Source organism: Ruegeria sp. C6 (genome assembly GCF_056537625.1).
The window spans coordinates 181,942-194,396 of record NZ_JBQFRW010000003.1 but is presented as its reverse complement, the minus strand read 5'-3'; the positions used below and the strand labels follow the sequence as shown (position 1 = coordinate 194,396).

Annotated in this window: 12 protein-coding genes; 8 read left to right on the top strand and 4 right to left on the bottom strand. The window is 58.1% G+C overall.

Translation table 11 applies throughout. From position 1 onward, the window contains the following. Positions 1-69: 69 nt before the first annotated feature. Positions 70-2,115 (top strand): ATP-binding protein, encoded by a 2,046-nt coding sequence (locus ACR0MJ_RS12485; protein WP_480761195.1) that lies wholly within the window; start codon positions 70-72, stop codon positions 2,113-2,115. A gap of 76 nt (positions 2,116-2,191) precedes the next feature. Here the strand turns inward: ACR0MJ_RS12485 and ACR0MJ_RS12480 are convergent, their stop codons facing one another. Beyond that, positions 2,192-2,638, bottom strand: a complete 447-nt coding sequence (locus tag ACR0MJ_RS12480; RefSeq protein WP_170392143.1) for a DUF4174 domain-containing protein — start codon at positions 2,636-2,638, stop codon at positions 2,192-2,194. Positions 2,639-2,808: 170 nt separating this feature from the next. Here ACR0MJ_RS12480 and ACR0MJ_RS12475 point away from each other — a divergent pair, with 170 nt between their 5' ends. From ACR0MJ_RS12475 to ACR0MJ_RS12445, 7 genes are all read left to right on the top strand, one after another. Next, positions 2,809-3,624: a hypothetical protein gene (locus ACR0MJ_RS12475; protein WP_480761194.1), complete on the top strand. Its 816-nt coding sequence runs from the start codon at positions 2,809-2,811 to the stop codon at positions 3,622-3,624. Continuing rightward, positions 3,621-5,747: a methylmalonyl-CoA mutase gene (gene scpA, locus ACR0MJ_RS12470; RefSeq protein ID WP_170661943.1), complete on the top strand. Its 2,127-nt coding sequence runs from the start codon at positions 3,621-3,623 to the stop codon at positions 5,745-5,747. The genes ACR0MJ_RS12475 and scpA overlap by 4 nt, the downstream gene beginning before the upstream one ends. Positions 5,748-5,856: 109 nt before the next feature. Then, entirely contained in the window at positions 5,857-6,459 is a 603-nt protein-coding gene (locus tag ACR0MJ_RS12465) for a VOC family protein (RefSeq protein WP_170732941.1), read from the top strand. Further along, a complete protein-coding gene (locus ACR0MJ_RS12460; protein WP_170512323.1) occupies positions 6,456-6,980 on the top strand; it encodes a GNAT family N-acetyltransferase in 525 nt (174 codons plus the stop codon). Before ACR0MJ_RS12465 ends, ACR0MJ_RS12460 begins: the two co-directional genes overlap by 4 nt. Before the next feature lie 9 nt (positions 6,981-6,989). Continuing rightward, entirely contained in the window at positions 6,990-7,670 is a 681-nt protein-coding gene (locus tag ACR0MJ_RS12455) for a molecular chaperone DjiA (RefSeq protein WP_170392133.1), read from the top strand. 3 nt (positions 7,671-7,673) lie between these two features. Beyond that, a complete protein-coding gene (locus ACR0MJ_RS12450; RefSeq protein WP_170563874.1) occupies positions 7,674-8,666 on the top strand; it encodes an endonuclease/exonuclease/phosphatase family protein in 993 nt (330 codons plus the stop codon). Between the two features lie 49 nt (positions 8,667-8,715). Then, positions 8,716-9,075, top strand: a complete 360-nt coding sequence (locus ACR0MJ_RS12445; RefSeq protein ID WP_480436234.1) for a hypothetical protein — start codon at positions 8,716-8,718, stop codon at positions 9,073-9,075. Here the strand turns inward: ACR0MJ_RS12445 and ACR0MJ_RS12440 are convergent, their stop codons facing one another. Genes ACR0MJ_RS12440 through ACR0MJ_RS12430 form a run of 3 tightly spaced genes read right to left on the bottom strand, consistent with a single transcriptional unit; the run spans position 9,076 to position 12,434 of the window. Then, on the bottom strand, positions 9,076-10,620 hold the full coding sequence (locus ACR0MJ_RS12440) for a Ppx/GppA family phosphatase (protein WP_170401504.1): 1,545 nt from the start codon (positions 10,618-10,620) through the stop codon (positions 9,076-9,078). Positions 10,621-10,670: 50 nt separating this feature from the next. After that, positions 10,671-11,360: an HdaA/DnaA family protein gene (locus ACR0MJ_RS12435; RefSeq protein WP_170392125.1), complete on the bottom strand. Its 690-nt coding sequence runs from the start codon at positions 11,358-11,360 to the stop codon at positions 10,671-10,673. Next, entirely contained in the window at positions 11,361-12,434 is a 1,074-nt protein-coding gene (locus ACR0MJ_RS12430) for an AI-2E family transporter (RefSeq protein WP_170392915.1), read from the bottom strand. Positions 12,435-12,455: the final 21 nt, after the last annotated feature.

The following is a 12,455-nucleotide window of genomic DNA, read 5'->3' as shown; positions in this document are numbered from 1 at the left end:
CGCCGTCGTGGGGTCAACGCCCCGCGGCGGCGTTTTGCGTTTCCAGAACATCAAGCCAAAGGACGTTCCATGTTCAACAAGATCCTGATCGCAAACCGGGGCGAGATTGCCTGCCGGGTCATCAAGACCGCCCGCAAGATGGGCATTGGCACGGTTGCCATCTATTCAGATGCTGACAAGAACGCCCTGCATGTTTCAATGGCGGATGAGGCCGTGCATATCGGCCCGCCGCCCGCCAACCAGTCATACATCGTCATCGACAAGGTGATGGATGCCATCCGTAAAAGCGGCGCGCAGGCGGTCCACCCCGGTTATGGCTTTCTGTCCGAGAACTCCAAATTCGCCGAGGCGCTGGATGCCGAAGGCGTCGCCTTTGTCGGCCCCCCGGTCGGTGCGATCGAAAGCATGGGGGACAAGATCACCTCGAAGAAGATCGCGCAGGAGGCCGGGGTTTCGACGGTGCCCGGTTACATGGGCCTGATCGAAGACGCCGATGAGGCGGTGAAGATTTCGAACGACATTGGCTATCCGGTGATGATCAAGGCCAGCGCTGGCGGCGGTGGCAAGGGCATGCGGATTGCGTGGAATGACGAAGAGGCGCGGGAAGGTTTCCAGTCATCCAAGAACGAGGCCGCGAACTCCTTCGGCGACGACCGGATTTTCATTGAGAAATTCGTGACTCAGCCGCGCCACATCGAGATTCAGGTGCTCTGTGACAGCCACGGCAATGGCATCTATTTGGGCGAGCGCGAATGTTCGATCCAGCGCCGCAACCAGAAAGTTGTGGAAGAGGCGCCATCGCCGTTCCTTGACCCTGAAACCCGCAAGGCGATGGGTGAACAGGCGGTCGCGTTGGCCAAGGCTGTGAACTATGCCAGCGCCGGTACGGTCGAGTTCATCGTGGATGGCGAAAAGAACTTCTACTTCCTCGAAATGAACACCCGCCTGCAGGTGGAACACCCAGTGACTGAACTGATCACTGGTGTCGATCTTGTCGAACAGATGATCCGTGTGGCGGCTGGTGAAAAACTGTCGATCACGCAAGATGACGTCACCCTGACAGGCTGGGCGATTGAAAACCGTCTTTATGCAGAGGACCCGTATCGTGGCTTCTTGCCCTCGATTGGCCGCCTTACCCGTTATCGCCCGCCGCAGGAGGTCGCAGCCGGCCCGCTGCTTGTGAATGACAAATGGCAAGGTGATGCGCCTAAAGGGGATAGCGCTGTGCGTAACGATACCGGCGTCTATGAGGGCGGCGAGATCAGCATGTATTACGACCCGATGATCGCCAAGCTGTGTACCTGGGCACCGACCCGCGAACAGGCGATTGAAGCCATGCGCGTGGCGCTGGACAGTTTCGAAGTCGAAGGCATCGGTCACAACTTGCCATTCCTGTCAGCGGTCATGGATCACCCGAAATTTGTAAGTGGTGACATGACGACCGCTTTCATCGCCGAGGAGTATCCGGACGGGTTTGAAGGCGTCGACCTTCCCGAAGAAGATCTGCGTCGCATCGCAGCCTCCTGTGCTGCCATGCATCGGGTGGCCGAAATCCGTCGCACCCGTGTGTCGGGTCGGATGGACAACCACGAGCGGAAGGTCGGCAAACGTTGGAACGTTGCAGTGCAAGGGCAGGATTTCAGCGTCAAGGTTAAAGCTGACAAACAGGGCGCGACTGTCAAATTCAAAGACGGGTCAGCTCTGCGTGTGTCCTCTGACTGGACGCCGGGTGACCAACTTGCGGTGTTGGACGTGGATGGCAGCCCGTTGGTCTTGAAGGTTGGAAAGATATCGGGCGGGTTCCGTATCCGAAACCGAGGGGCTGACCTCAAGGTACATGTGCGCACCCTGCGTCAGGCCGAACTGGCCCGTCTGATGCCCGAGAAGCTGCCGCCTGATACATCGAAAATGCTGCTCTGCCCAATGCCGGGGTTGATCGTGAAGATTGATGTGGAAGTAGGTCAGGAGGTGCAGGAAGGTCAGGCACTTTGTACCGTTGAGGCGATGAAGATGGAGAACATCCTGCGCGCCGAGAAAAAGGGCGTTGTCTCCAAGATCAACGCGGGCCCCGGCGACAGTCTGGCCGTTGACGATGTGATCATCGAGTTCGAATGATGATGCGCGCACCTGCGACATATCTTTCAAGGTTCCCAGCGGCTTCCGCCGGGATCTTGAGGCATGTCGCGGGTGCTCAGCCGCCCTCACGTCGTTCGCGGATTTCGCGCTCGCGCAAAGGCGTCTTGTCAATGGACCGGCCAATCTCACGCACGCTCCATGGGCTGGGTTTGCGCAGTTTGACGACACCATCCTTGTCGACAAACACCATCTGGAAACCACGCGGTCGCAGTTTTGATCGGATCGATGATCGCGCCGCCGGATCAGTATCGGTCAAGACGATCACGTCGCGATCCCGCATTGCGTCCTCGCCTTCGAGTAACATGTCAATCTGTTGCTGGAATCTTGGGTCTGCCGGGGTATCGGCAAAAACGACGATCGGGCGATGCGTCCAGAGAAAATCGCTTAGATCGCTGTCAGCTACTGGACGAACAAAGCTGTCATCCGCAGGGGCAGTCGCGTCGGCGGCCAAGGCGGCCAACGGGAATAGTGCCGAGAAAACAAAGGCAAGCGTGCGTGTCATGAGGCCTCCTGTTGTCATGAATATAGCCTCTGCTGGGGCGAATGCGACTGACGAAATGCGTGTGATCACCAAAAATTTGCTTCGTGGACGCCGCACCTACCCATGCGTATTTATCAATTTGCCTGCAAAACGCGCCGTTCCCGCGGCCTTCGCGTTGGGAGAGTAGGCCGATGGAAGTGATCCTGCATTGTGGCGCACATCGATGTGCAAGCACCAGTTTCCAGAACTATCTGAGCCGGAACGTGCAGGTCCTTGCAGATCAAGGGCTGGCGTATTGGGGGCCGGAGCGAACACGTTCCAATGGCCTCAACAGCTTGAACAAATTGACGACTGAGGTCTGTGATGGATTACGCCGCGAGTTAGACGTATGTCAGCAAGACGGCGCGACGCAGCTATTGGTCAGCCAAGAGAATTTCGTGGGCTCGATGGAGCGCAATATCGCCTTTGCCTCGCTTTATCCCGGCATGCAGGAACGCGGGCAGCTTTTGGCAAAGGCCTTCGATGGCAGAGTCAGCAAAATTGCACTGAATATCCGCGCGTTGGATATGTATTGGTCTTCCGTGGCCGCCTATAAGTTCAAACGTGGCAGCGCCCCAATCGAGCCCACAAAGTGGACCCGCATCGCGCAAAGCAAGCGGAGCTGGCGCGACGTCATCACTGACATTAGCCTCGCCTTCCCGGGCGTCCCATTGCTCGTTTTGCCGTTTGAGGAATTTGCGGGTCATCAACAGGCGCAGCTTCAGGCGCTGACGGGTCGCACCGCGCCCGAATTCAGCGATGGCCTTGCGTTGAATGCTGCGCCCAAAGCCACGCCCCATGGTCTGACCGCTGAACAGGCGATGCAGCTTTGGGCTGATTATGCCGATGATCTGGAATGGCTTGCCTCGGGCGCCGATGGGAGGGCTGAACTGATCTGCCGGACAGATAGCAATGCACGCGGGGTCGCCCCCGCCGAAACCAGAATTGAACAGAGGAAATCGACATGACCGACACCAACGACTGGCAGGTGCTGGCTGAAAAAGAGCTGCGCGGCCGACCTTTGGGCGATCTGACCAAAGAGACGCTGGAAGGCATCGACGTCAAACCGCTTTATACTCAGGAAGACACGGCTGATCTGCCGCATATGGGCTCGCTTCCGGGCTTCGGGCCGTTTACGCGCGGCGTTAAAGCGACGATGTATGCAGGGCGTCCTTGGACGATCCGTCAATATGCAGGCTTCTCGACGGCTGAAGAATCGAATGCATTTTACCGCCGCAATCTGGCGGCCGGCCAGCAAGGTGTCTCGGTCGCCTTCGATCTGGCGACTCACCGGGGTTATGACAGTGACCATCCCCGCGTGGTGGGCGATGTCGGCAAAGCCGGTGTGGCCATCGACAGCGTTGAGGATATGAAAATCCTGTTCGACGGTATCCCGCTGGACAAGGTTTCGGTCTCAATGACGATGAACGGGGCGGTGATCCCGGTTCTGGCCAGCTTCATCGTTGCAGGTGAAGAGCAGGGGCATGACAAGGCCGTGCTCTCGGGCACCATTCAGAACGACATTCTGAAAGAGTTTATGGTGCGTAACACCTATATCTACCCGCCCGAGCCTTCGATGAAGATCATCTCGGACATCATCGATTACACTTCGAATGAGATGCCCAAGTTCAACTCGATCTCGATCTCGGGCTATCACATGCAAGAGGCCGGGGCGAACCTGGTGCAGGAACTGGCTTATACGCTGGCCGACGGGCGCGAATATGTGCGCGCAGCGACGGAATCAGGCATGGACGTGGACAAGTTCGCGGGTCGTCTGTCGTTCTTCTTTGCCATCGGCATGAATTTCTTCATGGAGATCGCCAAACTACGCGCTGCGCGCACCCTTTGGCATCGGGTAATGACCGAGTTCGGGGCGAAATCCGAACGGTCGAAAATGCTGCGAACTCATTGCCAGACCTCGGGCGTGTCGCTGCAGGAACAGGACCCCTATAACAACGTGGTCCGCACTGCCTATGAGGCCATGAGCGCGGTTCTGGGCGGCACACAGTCACTGCATACCAACGCACTGGACGAGGCGATCGCGCTGCCAACCGATTTCTCAGCACGTATCGCGCGAAACACGCAGCTGGTGTTGCAAGAGGAAACCGGCGTGACCGATGTGGTCGATCCGCTGGCGGGCTCTTACTACGTCGAAAGCCTGACCAACGAGTTGGTCGAAAAAGCCTGGGCTCTTATGGAAGAGGTCGAGGAAATGGGCGGTATGACCAAGGCCGTTGCCAGTGGCATGCCCAAGCTGCGGATCGAGGAAAGCGCTGCTCGCCGTCAGGCCATGATCGACCGGGGCGAAGAGGTCATCGTTGGTGTCAACAAGTATCGCAAAGAGCAAGAAGACCCGATCGATATTCTGGACGTCGATAACGTGGCCGTGCGTGAAGCTCAGGTCGCGCGGCTGGAGCGTATCCGTGCAACGCGCGACGAGGCGGCTTGCCAACAGGCGCTGGACGCCCTGACAACAACCGCCCGCGAGGGAGGCAACCTGCTGGCCGCCGCCGTCGAGGCCGCCCGAGCCCGCGCATCCGTAGGAGAGATCAGCATGGCAATGGAGAAAGAGTTCGGTCGCCACCGTGCCGAAGTGAAGACCCTGGCCGGTGTTTACGGTGCGGCCTACGAGGGTGACGAAGGTTTTGCCGCGATTCAGAATTCCATAGAAGAATTCGCCAAGGCCGAGGGGCGTCGCCCGCGTCTGCTGGTGGTCAAGATGGGGCAAGACGGCCACGATCGAGGGGCCAAGGTGATCGCCACTGCTTTTGCTGATATCGGGTTTGACGTAGATGTCGGCCCTCTGTTTCAGACACCTGCAGAAGCCGCACAGGACGCGGTGGACAATGATGTGCATGTGATCGGGATCTCTTCGCAGGCTGCGGGGCATAAGACATTGGCGCCTCAGTTGGTTGAGGAACTGAAAAAGGCAGGGGCTGAAGACATCATAGTCATCTGCGGTGGGGTCATTCCGCAACAGGATTACCAGTTCCTTTACGATCACGGTGTGAAGGCGATCTTTGGTCCGGGAACGAACATCCCTGAAGCGGCCCAAGACATCTTGCGTTTGATCGGCGAAGCCAAAACCTAACGCCGGCGCCAAGATTTTTCGTACGAAAAATCTTGTGATTTCGCCCCTTTGCGGAAAACATGCGACCAGACCCAAATGGTCTGGTCGTTTGTCATCAGGAGGCGTCTTCATGTTACTGGATCATCTGGCTGTTGCGGGCGAAACGCTTGAAGAAGCTTCTGACCATATCGAACAGGCGCTGGGCGTACGGCTTCAGGACGGCGGCAAGCACGAAAAATTCGGAACGTATAATCGACTTCTGGGCTTGCGGGATGGGCTCTATCTGGAGGCGATTGCGATCGACCCCGAAGCCTCCAAACCGCAAAGGACGCGCTGGTTCGATCTGGACCGGTTCACCGGATCACCCCGCCTGACCAACTGGATTTGCCGGGTTCCGGATATCGAAGCGTCACTGACCGTTTTCCCCGACGGCGTCGGACAACCTATCGATCTGAACCGAGGCGCGCTGCGCTGGCGTATGGCAGTCCCCCCAAATGGACGTCTGCCATTTGACAACCTCTTTCCGGCGCTTATTGAGTGGCAGGGTGATCTGCATCCGGCGCAAATGCTTCAGGACAGTGGCTGCCGGTTACGCCGCCTTATAGTGTGCCATCCGGATGCAATCGACTTAGCCAAAGGTTTGGGGGCGTTGGAGTATGTCGCGTTTGACAGCGGCCCGGCTGCATTGCGCGCTGAAATCGAAACACCGCACGGGTTGCGCGTGCTGGAATGAACATCCGGCAGGCCAGAGCCCAAGATGCATCCGCGATTGCGGCGATAGCAAACGTGATTATCCGTGATACGCTGGTCACTTTCACCACCGATGAACGCAGCGTCGAAAGCGTGGTGGCAGAGATCGAAACCAGAGGTCCCGCCTTCTTGGTCGCCGAGCGCAGTGGTGCCGTCGAGGGGTTTGCGACCTATGGCACCTTCCGCTCGGGACCGGGATATGCGCAGTGCCGCGAACATTCGATACAGTTGGCACCCGAAGCCAGAGGCCAGAATGTTGGCCGTTCGTTGATGGAGGCTCTTGAAGCCATCGCGCGGGAGGATAACGTGCATGTCTTGGTGGCGGGCATTTCATCGGCCAACCCCGCAGCCATCGCCTTCCATAAGGCAATTGGCTTCAAGCAGGTGGGACGCATGCCTGAAGTGGGGTTCAAATGGGGGCAGCGGCTGGATCTTGTCCTGATGCAGAAAATACTCGGCCCGCAGTCATCTGTCGCACCTGACAGTCGTGACAAGGCACGCTAGGGTGCGCCCATGTCGATCTGGTCCAGAATAGCCGACGCGCTGAACGCGCTTGCCCAGGGCGAAAGCCTGACTGCGGTGTTTGAGAAACTGCGCACGCCGCCAGAACGTTCGGTGGCCTTTGCGATTGCTGTCGTGGCGCTTGGCGCCAAGATGGCCAAGGCCGACGGTCAGGTGACGCGGGATGAGGTGACGGCTTTCCGTGAAGTGTTCCAGATCGCGCCCGAAGATGAAGACGGGGCGGCCAAGGTCTTTGACATGGCACGGACAGACGTTGCTGGATATCAGGACTACGCCCGCCGGATTGCCCGCATGTTCGCCGAAGATAGCACCACCCTGTGCGATTTGATGGAAGGGCTGTTTCACATTGCCATGGCGGACGGGTTCTACCATCCGAACGAAAACGAGTTTTTGGAAGAAGTCAGCCGCATTTTCGGCCAGACCGACGCTCAGTTCATGGCCCTGCGCGCGCGTTTCGTACCGGATGCGCCGAAAGACCCCTATACGGTTCTGGGCGTTCCCCGCGACGCTCCTCTGACCGAAATTCGCAAGGTTTGGCGGCAACTGGTGCGAGAAACTCACCCCGATGCGATGCTGGCACGCGGCGTTCCGGAAGAGGCGGTGCGGCTGGCCGAGAAAAAGATGATCGACATCAACCGCGCCTGGGATGAAATCAATGGCGCTCGGGTCTGATCCGTGCGGTTGGCGACCTACAATATCGAATGGTTCGCCAACCTGTTTGATCGCAATGACAGCCTGATTGTCGATGACAGCTGGTCAGGGCGTCACGATGTGACCAAGGCCCGGCAGGTTGAGGCGATCGCAAAGGTGCTGACGGCGATTGATGCCGATGCGATGCTGATCGTCGAAGCCCCCAACACAGGCAAGTCTCAGAATACGGTCCGTGCCTTGCAGCGATTTGCCGAGGCGTTCGGTCTGCGTACAAGCCATGCAATCATGGGATTTCCCAATGATACACATCAGGAATTGGCCCTGCTTTATGATCCCGAAATTCTTACAGCCAAACACGACGCAAGGGAGGCTGAGAACGCGCCGCGTTTCGATGCCGAGTTCCGGATCGACCTGGATGTGGATGCAACCGAGGATCTTGTTCGGTTTTCAAAGCCTCCGATGGAATTGGCGATCCAAACAACCTCAGGGCAGGAGTTTCGACTGATCGGGGCGCATCTGAAGTCCAAAGCGCCCCATGGCGCTGCGTCGCGGGATGAGATGATACGAATTTCGATTGCCAATCGCCGTAAGCAGTTGGCGCAGGCGGTATGGCTGGGTCGACGGGTCCGACATCATTTGACGGAGCGAGAGCCGGTGATTTTGCTGGGCGATCTCAATGACGGACCCGGGCTGGACGAGTTCGAACACCTCTTCGGTCGATCGTCGGTCGAGATATTGTTGCAGGCGGGGCTCTATGATCCTCATGCAGCAAGGGCATTGGAACTGCGCCCCGGTTCTGTCCCAGCAACTGCACGATTTGCGCGGCCTAATGAGGGACGGTATCTTGAGGCGTTGTTGGACTACATAATGATTAGCGAGGATTTGCGCGCCCACCACCCGAACTGGCGCATCTGGCATCCGTTTCGCGATGCCGCCTGCTGGGGCAACCCCGAGCTGAGGGATGCCTTGCTAACCGCATCCGACCACTTCCCTGTGACGTTGGATATCGACCTCTGACCTTTCAACACTCGGCACGCTCGCTTATATTCAAGCTATGCTACGTCTCATGCTGATCAGCGCTATTTGTACTGCCTTGGCCCTGCCTGCCCAAGCACAGGACGATTCGGGTAAGTCGCTGATGGAGCGGGGTGCCGAGTTGTTTCTGGAAGGCTTGCGGCAAGAGATGGAGCCCACGATCGAAGACCTGCGTGGATTTGCGGACCAATTTGGTCCGGCTTTGCAGTCTTTCATGCGGGAAATGGGTCCGGCGCTGGCTGAGTTGGCTGCTCAGGTGCAGGATTGGAGCGCGTATGAATCGCCCGAGATGTTACCAAACGGCGACATTATCATCCGCAAGAAGCCCAAAGATCAGCCCGAAGAAGTTGTGCCGGAAGAAGAGACTTCTAACGGTTATACCGATATCTGATTATCCGCGAATGATCACTTTGGGTTCTGATTTCAGCGCGCCGGCCAACGAGTTAAAACGGGCCTCGGCGACTTCGTTGAACAATGCGCCCGCCGATTTGGGCAGACGCAGTTCGAGCTTTTGTTTTTTGGGATAGTAACGCATCTTGCCCATGGCTGCGTCGTGCTGCATCCAAAGCATCGCTCCGAACCGTAGTGCTTTGCCCAGGATTTCGGCCTGTTCCTGACCGCGTTCGTCGAGCAGTTCGTAAAGCTCGGTAAAGCGGCTCCCTTCGCGTTTGTTGCGATATCGGTGTTGCAAAGCGAGCCCGATAAAGATCCGCTCGGAGTGTTTGATCCCGCTCATGTTGGCGCGGGTGACATATTCGAAACAGGCCTCGGCCCGGTAATCTGGATGCGCACGCCAACTGACGTCATGCAGCAGACAAGCTGCCTTGATCAGGCGCAGCATCGGTTCCGGCGCCGAACGGAACAAGGGCATGACAAAATCGAACAGGTGTTTGCCGAAACCGGGCAAGCGCGCGTCTTTCGCTTCGGCAAACCGGCAGGCTTCGATCAAAGGATCCCGGTCGCGCAGGCGTTGCGGCATCTGTTCATACAGCAATCCTTCGCGGATGCCGTAGCTTGAAATCGCGATGTCCTTTGGTTTGAACGTGCGGATCAGGCGTGAAAGCACATCCATTGCATAGGGGATCAATGCCATACGCGAGCCCGACACACCGGCCAATGCGCGCAATTCATCAGGATCATTCTGTTCGATGAACTTGATGGTCTCGCGTACCTGACTTTGTGTCATGCGGTATTCGTGCAGCACGTTCAGCGGATAGCCTCGGCGCAGCATGTCCAGACGTGCGAAGGCGCGCCAGCTGCCGCCGACCAGAAACAGCCGATCACGTTGAGGGCCCATCCGGTCGCGCATCTCTTCCAGCGTCTTCTTGATATGCTCCTTACGCGCCCGGCGACCGCCTTTGATATCGCGCAGCTTGAGCGGCCCCAGGGGCGAAGTCATGCGACGTCCGACCTTGCCGCCTCCGATCTCAGCGAGTTCGACGGACGAGCCACCGATGTCGCAGATCAGCCCATAAGCTCCGGGCCAACCCAGCAGCACGCCCTGAGCTGAGAGCCGTGCTTCTTCCTCGCCATCGACAACGTTGATGATCAGGCCGGTTTCGGCTTTTGCCTGCGCGCAGAAATCCGGTCCATCGCTGGCCTCGCGCACCGCAGCGGTGGCGACCGCGTGCAGGGCGGGCAGGCCGAGGTCTCTGGCAAGATGCTGAAACCTGTGCAAGGCAGCCAGCGCCCGTTTGCGACCTTCAGGGTTCAGTCGGCCGGTCTCTGACAGGCCGGCGCCCAGTTCGCACATCACCTTTTCATTGTAGAAATAGGCCGGTGAGCGCGCCGCGCCGTCAAAGATCACCATCCGGACCGAGTTCGATCCGATATCGACAACCCCGACCCGGGAAAGTGCACGGGCGCCCGGATCTTCGAACAGCGGCCTTCCGAACAGCCCGTGATCCGGGAAATCAGTCTCGGCAATCTTGGTCATGGTGTCCCCAGGTCTTTTGCGCGACAGGATGCGAGATCACCCTTGTCCGGTCAATTGCAGGCATCCGATTGTTCGGCTTCTGTGTTCAATAGACGCACCGCCAGCGCACGGGTGATGTCGCGTTTTTCGGTCAGCGCAATTTCGTCCAGCTGTTCGACGACGCGGGCGGCGGTTTCAAAGCTGCGATTCATGTGCTTGACCAGATAGGCTATGACATCAGGCCCCGGATTGAGCTGCCGGTCGGTGAATAGCTTCGCCAGCACTGCGCCCAGCAACGCATCGTCCGGTCCTTCAAGCGACACATGATGCGCACCTTCGGCCCGGCTTTGCAGATCGGCCAGCGGCAGATGCCACAGTTTCGGCGTCGTGCGCCCGGTCATCAGCAAGGCGTGGCCCTCGGCCAGAACCAGATTGTGCAAATGGAACAGAGTTTTCTGCTGCTCGACGTCCGCCGCGATTACTGGCACATCTTCGACCGCCACCGGACCGCGCGCCAGGTCCGGCACGTCGTCATATCGAAGCGCGGCGGCTTGTACGATTCGACCGCCGGTCTCGCCGGCCCAGACATGCGCCAGATGGGTCTTGCCCGATCCTGCAGGGCCGCTCAGCACCAGTTTGTTGCCAGGCCATGAGGTGGCAGAGATCATCGCAACAGCTAGCGCATTAGCAGGCGAGACGAAAAAGTCTTCGCGGCCCAAGGCAGTCTTGGACGGCAGATCAAAGCTGAGCTGCATGGCCATTTATTCGTCTTCCTGATTGAGCCCTTCAAGCCCGGTATATAGGCGGCTGTGCAGATACTGCTCGGTCGCAAACCGTGCCAGCACGCCCAAGGCAGCCGCTACAGGTACTGCGATCAGCATTCCAACAAAGCCGAACAGCGCGCCGAAGACCGACAAGGCCAGCAGCAGCCAGACCGGGTGCAGGCCCACCGAACTACCGACGAGTTTGGGCGTCAGGAAGTTGCCCTCGGTCACCTGTCCGATAGCAAAAATACCGGCGACCAAACCGATATGTGCCCAATCCCCCCAGAACTGAAACAGGGCCAGGCCTATGGCCAGGGTGCCTCCGATCAGGGCGCCCAAATAGGGGATGAAGGTTACCAGTCCTGCAATGAAGCCGACGATCAGGCCGAATTGCAGACCGACCAGCATCAATGCGACAGCATAGTAGGTGCCGAGGATCAGGCAGACGGTACCCATTCCACGCACGAATGAGGCAAGAACGGCGTCGATTTCACCAGCAAGTCGTTTGATCGTGGGGGCGTGATCACGCGGCAAGAGCTCTCCGATCCGGGTGATCATGCGATCCCAATCCATCAGCAGATAAACCGCGACAACCGGTACGATAACCAGCAGGACGACGACATTTATTGCTGAACCCAATGAGGCCAGAACGGTTTGCAGCACATCGCCGGTTTTTGATTTCAGCGTCTCGCCAAATGACACCAGCATCTGGTGGGTATTTGATTCGCGATCGAGCAAAGCCGGGAATTGTTTCTCAATAAAGGCGCGCAGTTCTTTAAAAAGGCTTGGCAAAACATCAATCAGATCCAGTAGCTGTGTGATCAACGCGGGCACAACCATAAGAATCATCAAAACAAAACCAAACACGCCGACAACGGTAATGATCCCGGTCGCAGCCATGCGCGAAAGGCCGAGTGTTTCCAGGCGGTCCGCAACGGGATCAAGGAAATATGCAATCGCACCACCGATCACAAAGGGCAGCAAGACATCGCCCAACAGGTACAAAAGCAGCACGAAAACAGCGGCGGCAATGCCCCAGTATCTAAGCTGATCCTTCACCGGCAAGGCCATGGCGCAATCCCTCGTTTGCAC

Coding starts and splice junctions, on each gene's coding strand:
- ACR0MJ_RS12485 (WP_480761195.1), top strand. CDS start 70: ATGTTCAACAAGATCCTGATCGCAAACCGGGGCGAGATTGCCTGCCGG.
- ACR0MJ_RS12480 (WP_170392143.1), bottom strand. CDS start 2,638: ATGACACGCACGCTTGCCTTTGTTTTCTCGGCACTATTCCCGTTGGCC.
- ACR0MJ_RS12475 (WP_480761194.1), top strand. CDS start 2,809: ATGGAAGTGATCCTGCATTGTGGCGCACATCGATGTGCAAGCACCAGT.
- scpA (WP_170661943.1), top strand. CDS start 3,621: ATGACCGACACCAACGACTGGCAGGTGCTGGCTGAAAAAGAGCTGCGC.
- ACR0MJ_RS12465 (WP_170732941.1), top strand. CDS start 5,857: ATGTTACTGGATCATCTGGCTGTTGCGGGCGAAACGCTTGAAGAAGCT.
- ACR0MJ_RS12460 (WP_170512323.1), top strand. CDS start 6,456: ATGAACATCCGGCAGGCCAGAGCCCAAGATGCATCCGCGATTGCGGCG.
- ACR0MJ_RS12455 (WP_170392133.1), top strand. CDS start 6,990: ATGTCGATCTGGTCCAGAATAGCCGACGCGCTGAACGCGCTTGCCCAG.
- ACR0MJ_RS12445 (WP_480436234.1), top strand. CDS start 8,716: ATGCTGATCAGCGCTATTTGTACTGCCTTGGCCCTGCCTGCCCAAGCA.
- ACR0MJ_RS12440 (WP_170401504.1), bottom strand. CDS start 10,620: ATGACCAAGATTGCCGAGACTGATTTCCCGGATCACGGGCTGTTCGGA.
- ACR0MJ_RS12435 (WP_170392125.1), bottom strand. CDS start 11,360: ATGGCCATGCAGCTCAGCTTTGATCTGCCGTCCAAGACTGCCTTGGGC.
- ACR0MJ_RS12430 (WP_170392915.1), bottom strand. CDS start 12,434: ATGGCCTTGCCGGTGAAGGATCAGCTTAGATACTGGGGCATTGCCGCC.